At 69.6% G+C, this 16,488-nt stretch carries 15 protein-coding genes; 10 read left to right on the top strand and 5 right to left on the bottom strand.

The features are described 5' to 3' along the window. Positions 1–134 precede the first annotated feature (134 nt). Positions 135–3,272: a hypothetical protein gene (locus AC1RSK_RS04395; RefSeq protein ID WP_492905876.1), complete on the top strand. Its 3,138-nt coding sequence runs from the start codon at positions 135–137 to the stop codon at positions 3,270–3,272. Positions 3,273–3,315: 43 nt separating this feature from the next. On the opposite strand, the gene AC1RSK_RS04390 is transcribed toward AC1RSK_RS04395, so the two are convergent. Then, positions 3,316–3,675 (bottom strand): hypothetical protein, encoded by a 360-nt coding sequence (locus AC1RSK_RS04390; RefSeq protein WP_492905874.1) that lies wholly within the window; start codon positions 3,673–3,675, stop codon positions 3,316–3,318. A 321-nt stretch (positions 3,676–3,996) separates the two neighbouring features. Here AC1RSK_RS04390 and AC1RSK_RS04385 point away from each other — a divergent pair, with 321 nt between their 5' ends. The 4 genes from AC1RSK_RS04385 to AC1RSK_RS04370 all read left to right on the top strand — a co-directional run bounded on the left by AC1RSK_RS04385 (position 3,997) and on the right by AC1RSK_RS04370 (position 7,059). Beyond that, positions 3,997–4,605, top strand: coding sequence for a TetR/AcrR family transcriptional regulator C-terminal domain-containing protein (locus AC1RSK_RS04385; RefSeq protein ID WP_492905872.1), 609 nt, complete (start codon positions 3,997–3,999; stop codon positions 4,603–4,605). Beyond that, the gene (locus AC1RSK_RS04380) at positions 4,605–5,549 is read left to right on the top strand and encodes a fatty acid desaturase family protein (RefSeq protein ID WP_492905870.1); all 945 of its coding nucleotides are present in this window, start codon (positions 4,605–4,607) and stop codon (positions 5,547–5,549) included. Before AC1RSK_RS04385 ends, AC1RSK_RS04380 begins: the two co-directional genes overlap by 1 nt. A gap of 58 nt (positions 5,550–5,607) precedes the next feature. Beyond that, complete coding sequence (gene rsgA / locus AC1RSK_RS04375; protein ID WP_492905869.1) at positions 5,608–6,666, top strand: ribosome small subunit-dependent GTPase A; 1,059 nt, start codon at positions 5,608–5,610, stop codon at positions 6,664–6,666. Positions 6,667–6,747: 81 nt separating this feature from the next. Then, positions 6,748–7,059 carry a hypothetical protein gene (locus tag AC1RSK_RS04370; RefSeq protein ID WP_492905867.1) on the top strand — a complete coding sequence of 104 codons (312 nt, stop codon included), beginning with the start codon at positions 6,748–6,750 and terminating at the stop codon, positions 7,057–7,059. Positions 7,060–7,409: 350 nt separating this feature from the next. Here the strand turns inward: AC1RSK_RS04370 and AC1RSK_RS04365 are convergent, their stop codons facing one another. Beyond that, positions 7,410–7,910 (bottom strand): CinA family protein, encoded by a 501-nt coding sequence (locus AC1RSK_RS04365; RefSeq protein ID WP_492905865.1) that lies wholly within the window; start codon positions 7,908–7,910, stop codon positions 7,410–7,412. 64 nt (positions 7,911–7,974) lie between these two features. Here AC1RSK_RS04365 and AC1RSK_RS04360 point away from each other — a divergent pair, with 64 nt between their 5' ends. Then, positions 7,975–8,304: a hypothetical protein gene (locus tag AC1RSK_RS04360; protein WP_492905863.1), complete on the top strand. Its 330-nt coding sequence runs from the start codon at positions 7,975–7,977 to the stop codon at positions 8,302–8,304. Between the two features lie 261 nt (positions 8,305–8,565). On the opposite strand, the gene AC1RSK_RS04355 is transcribed toward AC1RSK_RS04360, so the two are convergent. Next, positions 8,566–9,657, bottom strand: a complete 1,092-nt coding sequence (locus AC1RSK_RS04355; protein WP_492905862.1) for an Mrp/NBP35 family ATP-binding protein — start codon at positions 9,655–9,657, stop codon at positions 8,566–8,568. A gap of 103 nt (positions 9,658–9,760) precedes the next feature. Here AC1RSK_RS04355 and hflK point away from each other — a divergent pair, with 103 nt between their 5' ends. Both hflK and hflC read left to right on the top strand, forming a co-directional pair. Next, a complete protein-coding gene (hflK, locus tag AC1RSK_RS04350) occupies positions 9,761–10,912 on the top strand; it encodes an FtsH protease activity modulator HflK (RefSeq protein ID WP_492905860.1) in 1,152 nt (383 codons plus the stop codon). Then, the gene (hflC, locus tag AC1RSK_RS04345; protein ID WP_492905858.1) at positions 10,909–11,775 is read left to right on the top strand and encodes a protease modulator HflC; all 867 of its coding nucleotides are present in this window, start codon (positions 10,909–10,911) and stop codon (positions 11,773–11,775) included. Before hflK ends, hflC begins: the two co-directional genes overlap by 4 nt. A 304-nt stretch (positions 11,776–12,079) precedes the next feature. Here the strand turns inward: hflC and serB are convergent, their stop codons facing one another. Further along, on the bottom strand, positions 12,080–12,955 hold the full coding sequence (gene serB / locus AC1RSK_RS04340; protein ID WP_492905856.1) for a phosphoserine phosphatase SerB: 876 nt from the start codon (positions 12,953–12,955) through the stop codon (positions 12,080–12,082). Here serB and miaA point away from each other — a divergent pair. Continuing rightward, complete coding sequence (gene miaA / locus AC1RSK_RS04335) at positions 12,954–13,871, top strand: tRNA (adenosine(37)-N6)-dimethylallyltransferase MiaA (RefSeq protein WP_492905854.1); 918 nt, start codon at positions 12,954–12,956, stop codon at positions 13,869–13,871. The two genes, serB and miaA, sit on opposite strands and share 2 nt — an antisense overlap. Here the strand turns inward: miaA and AC1RSK_RS04330 are convergent. Then, positions 13,847–14,344 (bottom strand): hypothetical protein, encoded by a 498-nt coding sequence (locus AC1RSK_RS04330; protein ID WP_492905852.1) that lies wholly within the window; start codon positions 14,342–14,344, stop codon positions 13,847–13,849. The two genes, miaA and AC1RSK_RS04330, sit on opposite strands and share 25 nt — an antisense overlap. A 318-nt stretch (positions 14,345–14,662) precedes the next feature. Here AC1RSK_RS04330 and AC1RSK_RS04325 point away from each other — a divergent pair, with 318 nt between their 5' ends. Further along, positions 14,663–16,483: an acetolactate synthase 3 large subunit gene (locus AC1RSK_RS04325; RefSeq protein WP_492905850.1), complete on the top strand. Its 1,821-nt coding sequence runs from the start codon at positions 14,663–14,665 to the stop codon at positions 16,481–16,483. Positions 16,484–16,488 lie beyond the last annotated feature (5 nt).

Genomic DNA, 16,488 nt, shown 5'->3' with positions numbered 1-16,488 from the left:
CGGCGCGACGCGACGCGCGTCGCCGCGCCTGATCGGGCTCGGCGACCGAGACATATAGCCCTCCCAGAAGACGCCCCCCGCGTCACCGACAATCGCCCCGCGCGCCGCGTAGGGCCTGGGAGCCTGAAGAGAGAATGATCAAGTCGTCCGTCACCGGCGCCGAGCCGCCGCTGTACCTGCCTGCCCCGCCGCCGCCGCCCCAGACCGCCACCGGCACGGAGGGCGACGACACCCTCACCACCGGCGCGGGGGCGGACACGCTAAACGGCCTGGGCGGCAACGACGTCCTCATCGGCGGCTCCGGCAAGGATGCGCTGAACGGCGGCGAGGGCTCCGACACCGCCAGCTACGTCAACTCGACCGGCCTGGTGAAGGCCAGCCTGCTCGACCCGAGCATCAACTTCGGCCAGGCCGCCGGCGACACCTACAGCAGCATCGAGAACCTGACTGGTTCGAACTTCAACGACAGCCTGTACGGCAACGCCTCGGCCAACGTCCTCGAAGGCGGCCTTGGCGGCGATCTGCTCAACGGCGGCCTCGGCAGCGACACCGCCTCCTATCGCAAGGCGACGACCGGCCTGACCGTGTCCCTCGTCGCGCCCGCCGGCAATACTGGCGAGGCCGCCGGCGACAGCTTCGTCAGCATCGAGAACCTGTGGGGTTCGGCCTTCGACGACGTGCTGACCGGCAACGCCGGCGCCAATGTGCTGACCGGTGGGGCCGGGGCCGACAGCCTGAACGGCGGCGGCGGCATCGACACCGTCTCCTACTCGACCTCCGCCCAGGCCGTCACCGTCTACCTGTCCGGGTCCGCCGGCTATGGCGGAGACGCGGCGGGCGACAGCTACAGCAGCATCGAAAACGTCGAGGGCTCCGCCCTCGGCGACTCCCTGCGCGGCGCCAGCACGGCGAACCAGCTGGCCGGCGGCCAGGGCGATGACTTCCTCGAAGGCCTCGGCGGCGGCGACGTCCTGCTCGGCGGCGACGGCCTGGACTTCGCCACCTACAGCGCATCCGACACGGCGGTGAAGGTCAGCCTGGCCTCTCCGAGCGGCAACACCGGCGACGCGGTCGGCGACAGCTACGTCTCCATCGAAGGGATCGAAGGGTCCGCCTTCGACGACACCCTGACCGGCGACGCCCAGGACAACGTCCTGATGGGAAGCGCCGGGGGCGACGTCCTCGACGGCGGAGCCGGCCAGGACACCGCCTCCTACGCCCAGGCGGCGATCGGCGTGCGGGTCAACCTGGTGAGCCCCGGCAACAACCTGGGCGAGGCGGCCGGCGACACCTACATCAGCATCGAGAACCTGGCCGGCTCCAACTTCGACGACAAGCTGACGGGCAACGCGCTGGCCAACACCCTGACCGGCGGCGGCGGCGATGACGAGCTGTACGGCCTGGGCGGCGATGATCTCCTGAAGGGCGAGTTCGGCGACGATCTGCTGCATGGCGGCGTCGGAGCCGACACGCTGGTCGGTGGCGAAGGCCTGGACATCGCCGCCTACTTCAATGCCCTCTCGGGCGTGGTCGCCAGCCTGTCCGACCCGGCCCAGGCGACCGGCGACGCGGTCGGCGACACCTACAGCTCCATCGAAGGCCTGCTCGGATCCAGCTTCGCCGACCACCTCTACGGCGACGCCCACCACAACAGCCTCGACGGCGACGGCGGCGACGATGTCCTCCAGGGCCGTGGCGGGACCGACAGGTATTTTGGCCGGGGCGGCCAGGATATCGTCTCCTACGGCGACCTTGCCACGGGGCTGACGGTCGACATGGCCAACAGCCTGAACAACACCGGCGAGGCCTTGGGCGACCAGTTCTTCAGCATCGAAGGCATCCAGGGCGGCCAGGGCGACGACATCCTGCGGGGCGACCTGATCGGCAACGTCCTCGATGGTCTGGCCGGCGACGATCTGCTGGAGGGCCAGGACGGCGCTGACGTCCTGCTCGGCGGCGTCGGGGCCGACGTCCTCAAGGGCGGCGCCGGGGACGACTTCATGACCGGCGACGGCGGCGCGGACGTGTTCGTCTTCGAAGCCGATTCCGGCCAGGACATCATCGTCGACTTCGGCCTGGGCCATGACAAGATCGACCTGACGGCGGTCGGCGGTTACCTGCAGATCGTCGCCAGCGGCGAGGACTCCATCGTGCAGCTGGCCGGCGGCGGCAGCATCCTGGTCAGGAACGTCAGCGCCCACACCCTGACCGACGCCAACTTCATCCTGCCGCCGCCGCCAGGCGGCCCGGCCCCCGGCTCGGAACTGACCCTGACCGGGACCGTCGGCGCCAACACCATCACCGGCGGCGACCTCTACGAGACCATCCTCGGCCTGGCCGGCAATGACACGCTCTACGGCATGGGCGGCGGCGACCTGCTGCAGGGCGGCGAGGGGGCCGACAAGCTCCACGGCGGCGACGGTGACGACGTTCTCGTCGGCGGCGCCGGCCAGGACACGCTCACCGGCGGGACCGGGGCCGACGTCTTCGTGCTGGCCACCGGTGACGGGGCCAACACCATCGCCGACTTCCAGGACGGCACGGACCTGATCGACATCAGCGGCTACGGCGGCGTCTACAATTCGATCGTCCAGCTGGCCGGCGGGGCCAAGGTCATCTTCGCCGACGGCGGCTATGTCACCCTGACCGGCGCGCAGGCGGCCAACCTCGGCGCGGCCGACTTCATCACCGGCGCCGAGCCGCCCCCGCCCTCACCACCCCCGCCGCCGCCGCCTCCCCCGCCGCCTCCGCCCCCGCCGCCTCCGCCCCCGCCCATGGTGACGGTCGGCTCGGAGGCGACGCTGACCGGCACCATCGGCGCCAATACCCTCAACGGGACCGACCTGTTCGAGACCATCGACGGCCTCGAGGGCAACGACACGCTGAACGGCATGGGCGGCGGCGACCTGTTGAAGGGCGGGTCGGGGGCCGACAAGCTGTTCGGCGGCGACGGCGACGATGTGCTGATCGGCGGGATCGGCCAGGACACCCTGACGGGCGGGGCCGGCGCCGACATCTTCGTGCTGGCGACCGGCGACGGCGCCAACACCATCGCCGACTTCCAGGACGGCGTCGATCTGATCGACGTCTCCGGCTACGGCGGCGCCTACAGCTCGATCGTCCAGCTGGCGGCCGGCGCCAAGGTGATCTTCGCCGACGGCGGCTATGTCACCCTGACCGGGATGCAGGCCGCCAACCTCACCGCCGCCGACTTCATCGGCCTGGCGTCCCCCGCCGCGCCCGACCCGAAGGCCGACTGGCTGTTCGAGTAGGCCGGGTCCTGACGGGGCGGCTCCCCACGCCGTCCCGTCAGGGCTACCCCTTGTCGTAGGCGTGGAAGGTGCAGGCGGCCGCGTCGATCGGCACGAACAGCAGGTCGGGCAGGTCCTCGTCGCGATAGAAGGGCACGCCCTCCATCTCCCCGACCTTCCTGAGGTAGCTGAATTCCGAGTCGCCGAAGACGCGCGGCGCGCCGGTCTTCTTGTAGCTGTCGTTGTCCAGGGTCAGGGCCTTGCCCTGCGCATACCAGGGCTTGCCCTTGGCGCCGGGATAGGGCGTCCCCTTCTTGGTGCTCATCTTGCCGGTGGCCGGGTCGATGGAGCAGGCCCCCGCCTGCCCGGCCGTCGCGAGCCCCAGAACCAGGGCCCCAATGAGCACGATAACTGTCTTCCTCACTGACGAACTCCCTCTTCTGTTCGCAAGGCCTCTCGGACCAGACGTCGGGGCCTTGTCGTAGTCGGCGGCGGCGATCAGCCTCCGCGGGATGCCGGGTTGTCCCGGCGAAAGGTGGATAGGATCGGTTCGGTGTTCCGGCCGCGCCTGGCGTCAAAGCCGCTGGCGGCGCCGGCCATCGCCGGCGTCGAAACCACGCCCAGTACAAGCCTGCGCCGCATGGTCAGCCCTCCCACGGGACGATCAGCGTGCGACGAACGGGGGTCTCTGTCCAGTGCCCGGCCCGCCGTTGACGATCCTTCTTGTATGACATACAACTAAGCCATGCCGAAGGTGCAGGCCCTCACCGATGTGCGCGCCGTCCGCGAGCCCGGAAAGCGGATGCGCTCGCGCCTGCTCGACGCTGCCGTCGAGCTGTTCAAGGCCCGCGGCGCGGCCGGGGTGGCGGTGGCCGAGATCGCCGCGGCGGCCGGCGCCTACCCCAGCCAGGTCACCTATTACTTCCGCACCAAGGAGGCCCTGTTCGTCGAGGCCGCCTGCCGCGAGATGCTCTACGTCGCCGCCCAGGCCGAGACCGCCGCTTCGACCGCCCCGACGGGCGGCGACTACAACCGCCGGCTGGTCGAGACCGTCATCGGCTCGCCGGGCCTGGCGCTGTTCGTCGAGGCCCTGTCCCTGACCCGCCGCCGCCAGGACTTGGCCCCGCTCATCGAACGCACCTTCGAACGCCTGCATGCCGAGGGCGACCGCGCCTATGCCGACGTCCGCCGCCGCCGTGGCTGGACCGGCCGGGAGGACGCCGCCACGACCGCCCGCCGCTTCTGGACCCTGGCCCTCGGCGTGTCCCTGCGCGAAGGAGCCACCGAGGCCACCGTTTCGCAGGCCGTCGAGGACATGCTCGCCCTGCTCACCCCCGCCCGAGGAGACGCCTGATGGCCGCCGCCGCCCGTGTCGCCCCCAAGTCCTACTTCACCCCCGAGGAATGGGCCCCGCTGGCCCACAAGTCGGTCTGGAAAGGCCCGGCCCTGATCGCCCACGCCTGGCTGGTCATCTTCGCCGCCGCCGCCATGGCCTTCCTCTGGCCGATCACCATCCCGCTGGCGGTGATGATCATCGGCGCCCGCCAGCTGGGCCTGGCCATCCTGATGCACGACGCCGCCCATGGCGCCCTGCACCCTGACCTGAAGACCAACGACTTCCTGGGCGACTACCTGACCCCGGGCGGCCTGGTCGCCTACCGCACCTATCACCTGGGCCACCACAAGTTCGCCCAGCAGGCCGAGGACCCCGACCTGGTCCTCTCGGCCCCCTTCCCGATCACCCGCCAGTCGCTGTGGCGCAAGGTGGTCCGCGATCTGACTGGCCAGACCTACTACAAGCAGCGCTGGGCCGGCCTGGTGAAGACCCTCGCCGAACGCAAGCCCGACCAGCCCCTGTGGCCGATCCTCAAGAAGGCCGTGGTCGCCCGCCGCCGCTTCTTCCTCGGCATGATCGTCACCGTCGCGGTCACCGCCCCGTTCGGTTTCTGGTGGGCCTGGCCGGTGCTGTGGCTGCTGCCGCAGGCGACCTGGCTGCCGCTCGTCACCCGCCTGCGCAACATCGCCGAGCACGCCTGCGTCGCCAAGGACGAGCCCGACCCGCTGCGCCACGCCCGCACGACCCGGGCCAACCTCATCGAGCGCGCCTTGCTGGCTCCCTACTATGTGAACTACCACTGCGAGCACCACATGTTCATGCATGTGCCCTGCTACAACCTGCCCCGGACCCAGCGGCTGCTGAGGGCCAAGGGCGTGCTGCCGGGGATGCTGACCTCGCCGGGGTACTGGGACGTGTTCAAGCTGGCCTCGAGCAAACCGGCGACGCTGGCGATGGCCTAACGCCGCGGTCGGCCGTAGAAGTCAGCCACGGCGAACCGGCGCCCTGGAAGCTTCTGACTTGATCGAACAGTTTGGATGGTCTGACCTGCTGGCGGCGACGTTCGCGCCGCACGCCCGCGCCGGCCATCTGCCGGGGCGGATCGTTGTCCAGCAGCGCAACGGATATCTGGTCGCCACCGCCCAGGGCGAGGTGCGGGCCAGGGCCTCCGGCCGCCTGCTGCACGAGGTCGGGGAGGTCGGCCAGCCGGCCGTCGGCGACTGGGTGGCGCTGTCGATCGATCGGGCGCAACGCTCCGCCACCATCCACGCCATCCTGCCGCGCCGCACCGCCTTCGTGCGGCGGGCCGCCGACAGCCTGGCCACGGTGCAGACGATCGCCAGCAACATCGATGTGGCCTTCGTGGTCGCGTCCCTGAACGCCGACCTCAACCCGCGCCGGATCGAGCGCTATCTCGCGGCCGCCTGGCAGAGCGGGGCGCGGCCGGTGGTGGTGCTGACCAAGTCGGACCTCTGCACCGACCTCGACGCCAGGGTCGCCGGGATTGCCGCCCTGGCCGCCGACTGCCCCATCGTCGTGGTGTCGGCCCGTCAGGGTCTTGGCCTTGACGCCCTGTTGGCCCAGGTCGGGCCCGGCGAGACCTGCGTGCTGATCGGCTCGTCCGGGGCGGGCAAGTCGACCCTGGTCAACGCCTTCCTGGGCGAAGACAGGATGGCAACCGCCGCCATTCGCGAAGGCGACGACAAGGGCCGCCACACCACCAGCCACCGCCAGCTGGTGTTGTTGCCCGGCGGCGGGTTGATCATCGACACGCCCGGCATGCGAGAGGTCGGGCTGATTGGCGAGGACGACGGGGTCGCCGCCGTGTTCGACGACGTCAAGGCGCTCGTCGCCAGCTGCCGGTTCAGCGACTGCGGCCATGAGCGCGAGCCCGGGTGCGCGGTGCGGGCGGCGTTGGAGAGCGGCGCGCTCGACCCCGATCGCTGGGCCCACTTCCAGAAGCTGGGGCTGGAGCTGGCGGCGGTGGCGGAGAAGGCCGACCGCGCGCAGAAGGACGCCGAACGCCGTGTCCACAAGACCTACCGCGCCAACAAGAAGGCCGACCGCGACTCCGACTGATCGACCGGCATTTTGAGAATGTAGGCGGCTTCGGCGAGGGAACAGGTTAGGTGGGGATTCCTGGAATCCCGAGAGACGACCATGCCCGCGTTCACCATCGTCACCACCAGTGCGACCCAAGGCAGCGATGCGGCGGAGGTCAGCACCCTGACCGATACCTTCGGCGATCAGAGCGAGGCGCTTGGCTATTCGCGCCGCATGGCCGAGGAGATGGTCGGCTACGCCCATCAGCTGTCCCTGGATTTCGACTACAGCAACGTCGGCCTCTATGACGGCGACCTGCTCGATGTGGAGCTGACGCCGGCGCATCCGGCCTTTATCGGCGTCTGGGTGCTGGACGACGAGGGCGCCGCCTTCGTGCCCGCCGACGAGTTCAACGACGGCGACGCCTAGGGCGACGCCCGCCTGCCGGCGGACGTCCGCTATCGAAGCGGCCAACCATTATACCGCCGCTCGGCTGACCAACAAAGAAGCCGATGCCGCTCGAAAGACGCGGAAACCGGGCCAGAACCCATGTCCCGTTGGCTTTGGCGTGGGCCGGGGCTGCGTGGACGTGGCCCGCGGCGTTGGCCGGAGTGTTGGTCGAGGCGCGGGGTTTGTTGGTCGAAAGGGCTACGGCGCGACCAACGCCATCGGCCGCACGCCCAAAAGCGACCAGTTCAAGCGATGAATATGTCTAGACATATTCAATAAGCTATTGAATTATTATATGTTTTTGTAGATCTAATTTCCCGAGACCCGGCCTAGCGCGGCGCGGTTTCCAGGACCTCGACGAAGAGTTTCAGGGTCGCCTCGGCGAAGGCCCACATGTTGGCGACCCGGTCGTTCGACCCGGTGCGCAGGGTGCGCGCCACGCTGACCGCGCCGACCACCGCCATGCAGGTATGGCCGGCCGGATCGCCATAGGGGTTGCCGTCCGGACCCGCCGCGCCGGTCTCCGACAGGCCCCAGCTGATGTGGCCGTGCCGGTTGCGGATCTCGGTGGCCAGCAGCAGGGCGTAGGGCTCGGAGCTGGAGCGGATGCCGTCGGCCCTCATCTGCTCGATGGAGATGCCGGCCAGGCCGCGGATCGACCGCGCCGAATAGGTGATGGCCCCGCCGGCGAAATAGGCCGAAGCGCCCGGCACGGCCAGCAGGCTGGCGGAGATCAGGCCGCCGGCCGAGGTCTCGCCGACGGCGACCTTCTCGCCCCGTTCCTTGAGCAGGGTCCCGGCGCGGGTCCCGAGGGCCAGGATGTCGTGCATGTCGTCCCCACGAAAAGCGTGGCCCGCTGTAGCTTGTGCGGCTCCGACGGGCTATCGCCTTGGCATGGCAAAAGGCAAGCAGCCCGTCGAATTCGAGATCACCGTCGATGGCGACCCCTACCTGTGGCGACTGCAGCGCCAGCCGCAATGGTCCAGCGATGCGAACGAGTATCGCGGCATGGCGCTGGCCGTCCGCCATGCGGAAGGCCAGCGCGAGGCGGTGGTGGAATTCCCGGCCGGCCGCCAGCCCCGCTACGGCGCCCCGCTGCTGAAACCGGCGATGATCAAGCCGGAGCTGGTCGTCAACGCCATCAAGTCGGCCATCTCGGCCGGCTGGGAGCCGCTGTCGCGTGGCAAGACGGTGGCCATCGTGGTGGACGAGACCGGCGCCTGAGTTGGGGCTAGGCAGCATTGGTTCGCCTACTTGCTGTCAGACTCCACTCCAATTTTCCGCTCATCCCGGCGAATGCCGGGACCCATTTCATAGGGCTCTGGCGGCCGAGACTCGTGCCTCCAGGCACGGCGAGGCCAAAGTTGCGAACGGTCACGGCCGTGCCCAAGGGCACGCTCTTCCGTCACCGAGCCCTATGAAATGGGTCCCGGCATTCGCCGGGATGAGCGGATTTAGGGGGATGTGGGACCGGGGCCTGAGAGCCTACAACAGCGCCCGAGCCGCCGCCTCAAAGCCCTTGGCGGCCAGGCTTTCGCCCCCCACCGCCGTCAGCGGACGGCCCTCGTCGCCGGCTTGGCGCAGGCCGATCTCGATGGGGATTTCGGCCAGCAGGGGCACGCCGAGCGCTTCGGCCTCGGCCCGGGCGCCGCCCGTACCGAAGATTGGAATCCGGGTTCCGTCCGGCCCTTCGAACCAGGCCATGTTCTCGATCACGCCCAGGATCGGGGTCGCCGTCTTGGCGAACATCGCCGCCGCGCGGCGGGCGTCGATCAGGGCGATCTCCTGGGGGGTTGAGACCAGCACCACGCCATCGACGGCCAGTTTCTGGACCAGGGTCAGGTGGATGTCGCCGGTGCCCGGCGGCAGGTCGACGATCAGGAGGTCGAGCGGCGTGCCTTCGGTGCCCCAGCGCACGTCCTGCACCATCTGGCGCACGGCCGAGGACGCCATCGGGCCGCGCCAGATCATCGGCGCCCCTTCGTCGACCATGAAGCCGATGCTCATCAGCTTGACGCCATGGGCGACCAGCGGCTCCAGCTTGCCGTCGACGAAGGCCGGCTCCTCGTCGATACCCATCATCTTGGGCGCCGAGGGGCCGTAGACGTCGGCGTCGAGCAGGCCGACGTTCAGCCCCAGCTTGGCGAAGGCGCAGGCCAGGTTGACCGAGACGGTGGACTTGCCGACCCCGCCCTTGCCGCTGGCCACGGCGATGACCCGCTTCACATGGGCCGGCTTCTCGGCCTGGGCGGCCTTGGGCTCGGAGGCCGGATCGGGGCTCAGCCGCGCGGTCTTGCGCTGGCGGGTGACGCCGACGGGGGCCTCGGCGGTCAGCACCACCTGGGCCTTGTCGATCCCCGGCAGGCTTTTCAGCACCTTTTCCGCTTCGTCGCGGATATAGCCGTATCGCCCCGCGTCGGCAGCCGGCACCTCGAGCATGAAACCGGCGGTTCCCTGCCGCAACACCAGCCCCTGCACCAGTCCGGCGGACACCAGGCCGCGTCCGGATCGGGGATCGATCACCTTGTCGAGGGCCGCCAGCACGGCGTCACGGTCGATTGCGGGGGCGGAAGACATACCGGTTCAGCTTGCGTTGAGGGCTTGGGGGTCTCATATCCGGCTCTATGCCCCGGTTTGCAACCGGGCTCCTTTATTCAGCCGACGGAAGCCCGCCGACTCCATGCCCTGGAACGATAACGCCAACCCCGGACCCTGGGGTTCGCCGCCGCCGGAAGGCGACAAGGACAAACCCGAGGCCCCGCGTGACGAACCGCGCAAGGCCCCGCCCCCGCGCCGCCCGCAACCGCCGCCCGCCGAGGGCGTCGACCTCAACGAGCTGATCGAGCGCTGGAGCGCCCGTCTGCGCGGCCTGTTCGGCGGCGGCAACGGCGGCGGTGGCTCGCCCCAGGGCGGCGAGGAGATGGTGCGGCGCTACGCCCCCGTCGTCGGCGGCCTGCTGGTCGCCGTCTACCTGCTGGCCGGCATCATCGTGGTCGGGGCCAAGGAGCAGGCGGTGGTCACCACCTTCGGCGCCTACACCCGCGACTACAGCTCGGGCATCGGCTATCACTTCCCGATCATCGAGGGCTACACCAAGGTCGACATCACCACGATCCGGCAGACCCCGGTCGGCGGCGAGAAGGCCAACACCAACACGGCCGAAAGCCTGATGCTGACCGGCGACGAGAACATCGTCGACATCGCCTTCGCGGTGAACTGGAAGGTCAACGACCCCGCCAAGTTCCTGTTCAACATCGACAACGGCGAGACCACGGTCAAAGCCGTGGCCGAGAGCGCCATGCGCGAGGTCGTCGGCCGCACCGGCCTGGACCCGATCATCTCCACCGGCCGTGGCAAGCTGCAGGCCGACGCCGCCGAGCTGATGCAGCGCATCCTCAACAGCTATGACGCCGGGGTGCTGGTCGACAGCGTGCAGGTGCGCGACGCCCAGCCGCCGGCCAGCGTCGTCGCCGCCTTCCAGGACGTCGCCGCCGCCCGCCAGAACTTCCAGGCCCGGGTCAACGAGGCCAACGGCAAGGCCGCGCAAATCCGCCAGGCCGCCCTCGGCTACAAGGCCCAGGCCGTCAACGAGGCGGTCGGCGAGGCCCAGCGCTTCAACCAGATCTACGAACAGTACCGACTGGCCCCCGGCGTCACCCGCCAGCGCCTCTATATCGAGACGATGAGCCGGGTGCTGTCCAAGTCCAACAAGGTGATCATCGACAGCAAGGGGGCCAGCGCCCCGATCATCCTGCCGCCCGACGCCTTCCGGCCGAAGGTCCAGACTCCCACCGTCCAGCCGGCGCCGCGCGCCCCGGGAGCCGCCCAATGATCGGTCGCAACAAACTGACCATCCTGGCGATTCTGGTCGGCGGCCTGCTGCTGATCGCCAGCCAGACCCTTTATGTCCTGGGCCAGACCCAGCAGGCGGTGGTGCTGCAGGTCGGCAAGGTGGTGCGGGTGGTCAACGCCCCCGGCCGCGGCGACGGTCCCGGCCTGAAGGCCAAGTGGCCGTTCACCGAAAGCGTCATCATCTTCGACAAGCGCAACCAGATGCTGGAGACGCGCAGCAACGAGGAAATCCTGACCGGCGACCAGGAACGGCTCGTGGTCGACGCCTTCATCCGCTACCGGATCAACAATCCCTACCTGTTCTACACCCGGCTGGGCGACAACGACACGGCCCGTCCCCTGCTGCAGCAGCGGGTCAACGCCGCCCTGCGCCAGGCCCTGGGCACGGTGGATTCCGACGACATCATCTCCGCCCGCCGGGCCGAGCTGATGAACACGATCAAGCTGAATCTGGCCCGCCAGGCGGTGTCGTCCAACCTGGGCATCCAGGTGATCGACGTACGCATCCGCCGCGCCGACCTGCCCGACGCCAACCAGCAGGCGGTCTATGAGCGCATGCAAACGGCCCGCCAGCAGGAGGCCACCAGCATCCGCGCCACCGGCGGCCAGAAGCAGCTGGAGATCATCGCCACCGCCACCGGCGACGCCGAGCGCATCCGAGGCGAGGGCGACGCCGAACGGGCCCGCCTGTTCTCCGAAAGCTTCGGCCGCGATCCGGCCTTCGCGTCCTTCTACCAGTCGATGCGGGCCTATGAGACCAGCCTCGGCCAGGGCGACACCACCCTGGTGCTGTCGCCGGACTCGGAGTTCTTCCGCTACTTCTCGCGGGGTCCGGGGCAGTAGGTCCTGGGCGCCTCCCCCCCTTTGGGGAACGCGCATATGAGCACGCGACCAAGATAGCGGCAGCTGCCGTGAGCGGTCCCTTCTCCCCTTGTGGGAGAAGGTGGCGCGAAGCGCCGGATGAGGGGTCGATAGGTCTTTCAGCTGCGCAGGGGCGGTAACGACAGGCTGTGTCGTAGGCCGGGGAGCCCCCTCATCCGCCGGCTTCGCCGGCACCTTCTCCCACGAGGGGAGAAGGGAGCCCCGAGGCGAACTCACAACCATCCCGTCGCGACCTGCGCGATTGCCCTGCCCCTTTGGGGAGCGACTAGTCGCGGTGGAAGTCGCTCTCGGAATACCCCTGGAAATACAGCAGCGCCGTCAGGTCGGCGTGGTCGACGCGGGCGTGGGCTTGGGCGGCGACCACCGGCTTGGCGCGGTAGGCGACGCCGAGACCGGCCGCTTCGATCATGGCAAGGTCGTTGGCGCCGTCGCCGACGGCCAGGGTCTCGTTTAGGGGAATGCCCAGCCGACCCGCCTCGCCCTGCAGCGCCGCCAGCTTGGCCTCGCGACCGAGGATCGGCTCGCCGACCTGGCCCGTCAGGCCGTGGGCGTCCTCGATCAGGGTGTTGGCCCGGTCCTCGTCGAAACCGGCGGCGGCGGCCACTCTGGAGGTGAAGAAGGTGAAGCCGCCGGAGACCAGCAGGCAGCGGGCGCCACCCGCGGCCATGGTGCGGACCAGGGCGCGGGCCCCGGGATTGAGCCTGACCCGTTCGTCGTAGCAGCGCTGCAGGGCAGACAGCTCCAGGCCCTTCAGCATGGCGACCCGCTCGCGCAGGGCGCCCTCGAAGGCCAGTTCGCCGCGCATGGCCCGCTCGGTGATGGCGGAGACCGCCTCCTTGACGCCGGCGAAGTCGGCCAGTTCGTCGAGGCATTCGCAGCCGATGATGGTCGAGTCCATGTCGGCGATCAGCAGGCGCTTGCGGCGGCCTTCGAGCGGCTGGACGCAGGCGTCGACCGGCAGGTCGCCGAGCACGGCGTCGAGCAGGCCGCGGCTCAGGGTTTCCTGGCCGGCGGCGGTCAGGTCGACGGCGCCGGGACCCAGCTGACGGGGCTCGCCGGCCCCGGTCTGGGAACGAACACGAAGGGTCGCGGCCGAGACGGCTTGCGGATCGGGGCTGACAAGGGTGATGGATAGCTGCATGGAGCCCCGCATCTGGCTGATCGCCGGACCCACCGCAAGCGGCAAGTCCGCCCTGGCCCTGCGCCTGGCCCGCCAAATCGGCGGCGAGATCGTCAACGGCGACGCTTTGCAGCTGTACGCCGACCTCACCGCGCTGAGCGCCCGGCCGACGCCGGAGGAGGAGGCGCAGGCCCCGCACCACCTGTTCGGCGTCGCCGACGGGGCCGACGGCTGGAGCGTCGGCCGCTGGGTGCGGGCCGCGACGCCGGTGCTGGAGGCGATCAACGGGCGGGGCCGGCCGGCCATCGTGGTCGGCGGCACCGGCCTTTATTTCAAGGCCCTGACCGAGGGGCTGGCCGATGTGCCCGCCGTGCCGGCGGACCTGCGCGACGCGGTCGAGGCGCGCTATGACGCCGAGGGCGAAGCGGCGGCGCGCGCGCGGCTGGCGGCGGCCGACCCGGCGGCGGCGACCCGAATCGCGCCCGGCGACCGTCAGCGGCTGACCCGGGCATTGGCGGTGCTGGAGGCGACCGGGCGGCCCCTGAGCGCCTGGCAGGCCGACACCCGGCCCATCCTGGCCGAGGGAGGCTGGCGGGCCCTGGCCCTGGAGCCGCCGCGCGAGGGGCTCTACGCGCGCTGCGATGCGCGGCTGGAGGCCATGCTGGCGGCCGGCGCGCTTGGCGAGGTGGCGGCGTTGATGGCGCGCGGGCTCGACGCCCGGCTGCCGGTCATGAAGGCCGTGGGCGTGCGCGAGTTCGCCGCCCATCTGGCCGGCGAGATCACCCTGGCGCGGGCGCTGGACGACGCGCGGCGCGAGACCCGCCGCTACGCCAAGCGCCAGCTGACCTGGCTGCGCAACCAGATGTCAGGCTGGCCGCGCGCGACCAGCCTGGATCCGGAAGAGCAGTGGCTTCAGTTGGTCAGCCAGTCTTCCTGAGTGCTGACCGCCCCGTCGACGAGGATGTCGATGCCGCGCTTGACCACGGCCGGGGTGATCGCGCGGTTCTCGACCGCCACGGCCATCCCCAGGGTGCCATCGTCGTACAGGTAGAAGTGGGCCGGCTGAATGTCGCCGGTCTTCGACAGGAAGGTGGCCCCGTCCTGGCCGGGCTTCAGCTTGTCGAAGGCCAGCTTCAGCCAGATGTAGTTGGTGCTGTCGCTCTCCTCGGCGAGGATATGGATGTCGAGGCCGCCTTCGCTGACGGTGAACTCGAAGTTCGGCGAGGCCGTGCCGCTGCCGTCCTTGGTCTCGAAGCCGAGGCCTTCGATGATCTTGCGCAGCTGCGAGACGGTGACCCCGCCCTTGTCCTTGGGCGTGGGCTCGGCCGCGACGGCGGCCACGGGCGCCAGGGCGGTGAAGGCCGCCAGCGGCGCGATGGCCAGGGCGGCGGCGAGAAGGATGGGACGCATTTTGGTGGTTTCCCCAGTTAACCCATTCGATGACGGCCCCTACAATTTCCCTTTCGGGGACCGGCGTCACCCCACATCGAGGGGGTAAAATGAAAATTGGAAGGAAGTTGCGCCGAAGCTTGCCTTGACCCCGGTTCGGGCGCGTGGCATGAGCCTTTTCGTGGATTTGGAGCAAACTTCGTGCGCATCGTGAGCATCGTACTTACATAGCGGCCCTGTCCGGCGTGTCCCCAGCACGCCGTTCAAGGCCGCATGCGCCAAGGCCCCCCGGGGCCTTTTTTGTTGTCCAAACCACACCCCTCCCCCGAGACCACTGCGATGACCGACCAGAAAACCGCCCCGCAAGCCGCCCCCGCTATCCATCTGGACACCCTGACCGGCGCCGAGATGGTGGTCCGCGCCCTCGTCGACCAGGGCGTCGAGGTGCTGTTCGGCTATCCGGGCGGGGCGGTGCTGCCGATCTATGACGCCCTGTTCCAGGACAACGCCGAGCATGGCGAGCGCCTGCGCCACATCCTGGTCCGCCACGAGCAGGGCGCCGCCCACGCCGCCGAGGGCTATGCCCGCTCGACCGGCAAGCCGGGCGTCGTGCTGGTCACCAGCGGGCCGGGCGCCACCAACGCCATCACCGGCATCGTCGATGCGCTGATGGACAGCATTCCGATGGTCGTCCTGACCGGCCAGGTCCCCACCCACCTGATCGGCACCGATGCCTTCCAGGAGGCCGACACCGTCGGCATCACCCGCGCCTGCACCAAGCACAACTACCTGGTGAAGGACATCAAGGACCTGCCCCGCATCCTGCACGAGGCCTTCCACATCGCCACCAGCGGCCGGCCGGGGCCGGTGCTGGTCGACCTGCCCAAGGATGTGCAGTTCTCGCGCGGCGTCTATCAGGGCCCGGACGAGGTCAAGTTCGGCCACGCCTACGCCCCGCGCACCAAGGGCGATCCCGGCCGCATCGCCGAGGCGGCCCGGCTGATCGCCCAGGCCAAGGCGCCGATCTTCTATACCGGCGGCGGCGTCATCAACGCCGGACCGGAAGCGGCCAAGGCTCTGCGCGAGTTCGCGGCCATGACCGGCGCGCCGGTGACCTCGACCCTGATGGGCCTGGGCGCCTTCCCGGCCGCCGACCCGGCCTGGCTGGGGATGCTGGGCATGCACGGCACCTTCGAGGCCAACCACGCCATGCACGACTGTGACGTGATGATCTGCGTCGGGGCGCGGTTCGATGATCGCGTCACGGGCCGGCTGGACGCCTTCTCGCCGGGCTCCAAGAAGATTCACATCGATATCGACGCCAGCTCGATCAACAAGAACGTCCGGGTCGACATCGGCATCGTCGGCGACGCCGGCAGCGTGCTGGCCGACCTGATCGCGTCCTGGAAGGCGCAGGGCCTGTCGGCCAACCGCCAGGCCCTGGACGAGTGGTGGCGGCAGATCGAGGGTTGGCGGTCGGTGCGCTGCCTGCGCTACGGCAAGAGCGAGACGACCATCAAGCCGCAGCTGGCCATTGAGCGCCTGTACGCCCTGACCAAGGACCGCGACGCCTACATCACCACGGAAGTCGGCCAGCACCAGATGTGGGCCGCCCAGTTCTACCGCTTCCAGGAGCCCAACCGCTGGATGACCTCCGGCGGCCTGGGGACCATGGGCTACGGACTGCCGGCCGCCGTCGGCGTGCAGCTGGCGCATCCCGAGTCGCTGGTCATCGACATCGCCGGCGAGGCCAGCATCCAGATGTGCATCCAGGAGATGTCGACCGCCGTGCAGTACCAGCTGCCGGTCAAGATCTTCATCCTCAACAACGAGTGGATGGGCATGGTCCGCCAGTGGCAGGAGCTGCTGCACGGCCAGCGCTACAGCCAGAGCTATTCGAGCAGCCTGCCCGACTTCGTGAAACTGGCCGAGGCCTATGGCGCCAAGGGCATCCGTTGCGAGGATCCGGCCGAGCTGGACGCCAAGATCATGGAGATGATCGACCATCCCGGCCCGGTGATCTTCGACTGCCGGGTCGAGAAGGCCGAGAACTGCCTGCCGATGATCCCGTCGGGCAAGGCCCACAACGAGATGATCCTGCCCGAGGAACTGGACGATCTGGGCTCGGTGATCGACGAAGCGGGGCGTAGGCTCGTCTGATGACG

It is taken from the genome of Caulobacter sp. GW821-FHT11A05 (genome assembly GCF_058809015.1).
Note: the sequence above shows the minus strand (reverse complement) of the source record. Positions and strands in the feature narration are given on the sequence as shown.

Excerpts from the sequence above, each read along its gene's own strand:
- AC1RSK_RS04395 (WP_492905876.1), top strand. The coding sequence starts at position 135 with ATGATCAAGTCGTCCGTCACCGGCGCCGAGCCGCCGCTGTACCTGCCT.
- AC1RSK_RS04385 (WP_492905872.1), top strand. The coding sequence starts at position 3,997 with ATGCCGAAGGTGCAGGCCCTCACCGATGTGCGCGCCGTCCGCGAGCCC.
- AC1RSK_RS04380 (WP_492905870.1), top strand. The coding sequence starts at position 4,605 with ATGGCCGCCGCCGCCCGTGTCGCCCCCAAGTCCTACTTCACCCCCGAG.
- AC1RSK_RS04370 (WP_492905867.1), top strand. The coding sequence starts at position 6,748 with ATGCCCGCGTTCACCATCGTCACCACCAGTGCGACCCAAGGCAGCGAT.
- AC1RSK_RS04365 (WP_492905865.1), bottom strand. The coding sequence starts at position 7,910 with ATGCACGACATCCTGGCCCTCGGGACCCGCGCCGGGACCCTGCTCAAG.
- AC1RSK_RS04360 (WP_492905863.1), top strand. The coding sequence starts at position 7,975 with ATGGCAAAAGGCAAGCAGCCCGTCGAATTCGAGATCACCGTCGATGGC.
- AC1RSK_RS04355 (WP_492905862.1), bottom strand. The coding sequence starts at position 9,657 with ATGTCTTCCGCCCCCGCAATCGACCGTGACGCCGTGCTGGCGGCCCTC.
- hflK (WP_492905860.1), top strand. The coding sequence starts at position 9,761 with ATGCCCTGGAACGATAACGCCAACCCCGGACCCTGGGGTTCGCCGCCG.
- hflC (WP_492905858.1), top strand. The coding sequence starts at position 10,909 with ATGATCGGTCGCAACAAACTGACCATCCTGGCGATTCTGGTCGGCGGC.
- miaA (WP_492905854.1), top strand. The coding sequence starts at position 12,954 with ATGGAGCCCCGCATCTGGCTGATCGCCGGACCCACCGCAAGCGGCAAG.
- serB (WP_492905856.1), bottom strand. The coding sequence starts at position 12,955 with ATGCAGCTATCCATCACCCTTGTCAGCCCCGATCCGCAAGCCGTCTCG.
- AC1RSK_RS04330 (WP_492905852.1), bottom strand. The coding sequence starts at position 14,344 with ATGCGTCCCATCCTTCTCGCCGCCGCCCTGGCCATCGCGCCGCTGGCG.
- AC1RSK_RS04325 (WP_492905850.1), top strand. The coding sequence starts at position 14,663 with ATGACCGACCAGAAAACCGCCCCGCAAGCCGCCCCCGCTATCCATCTG.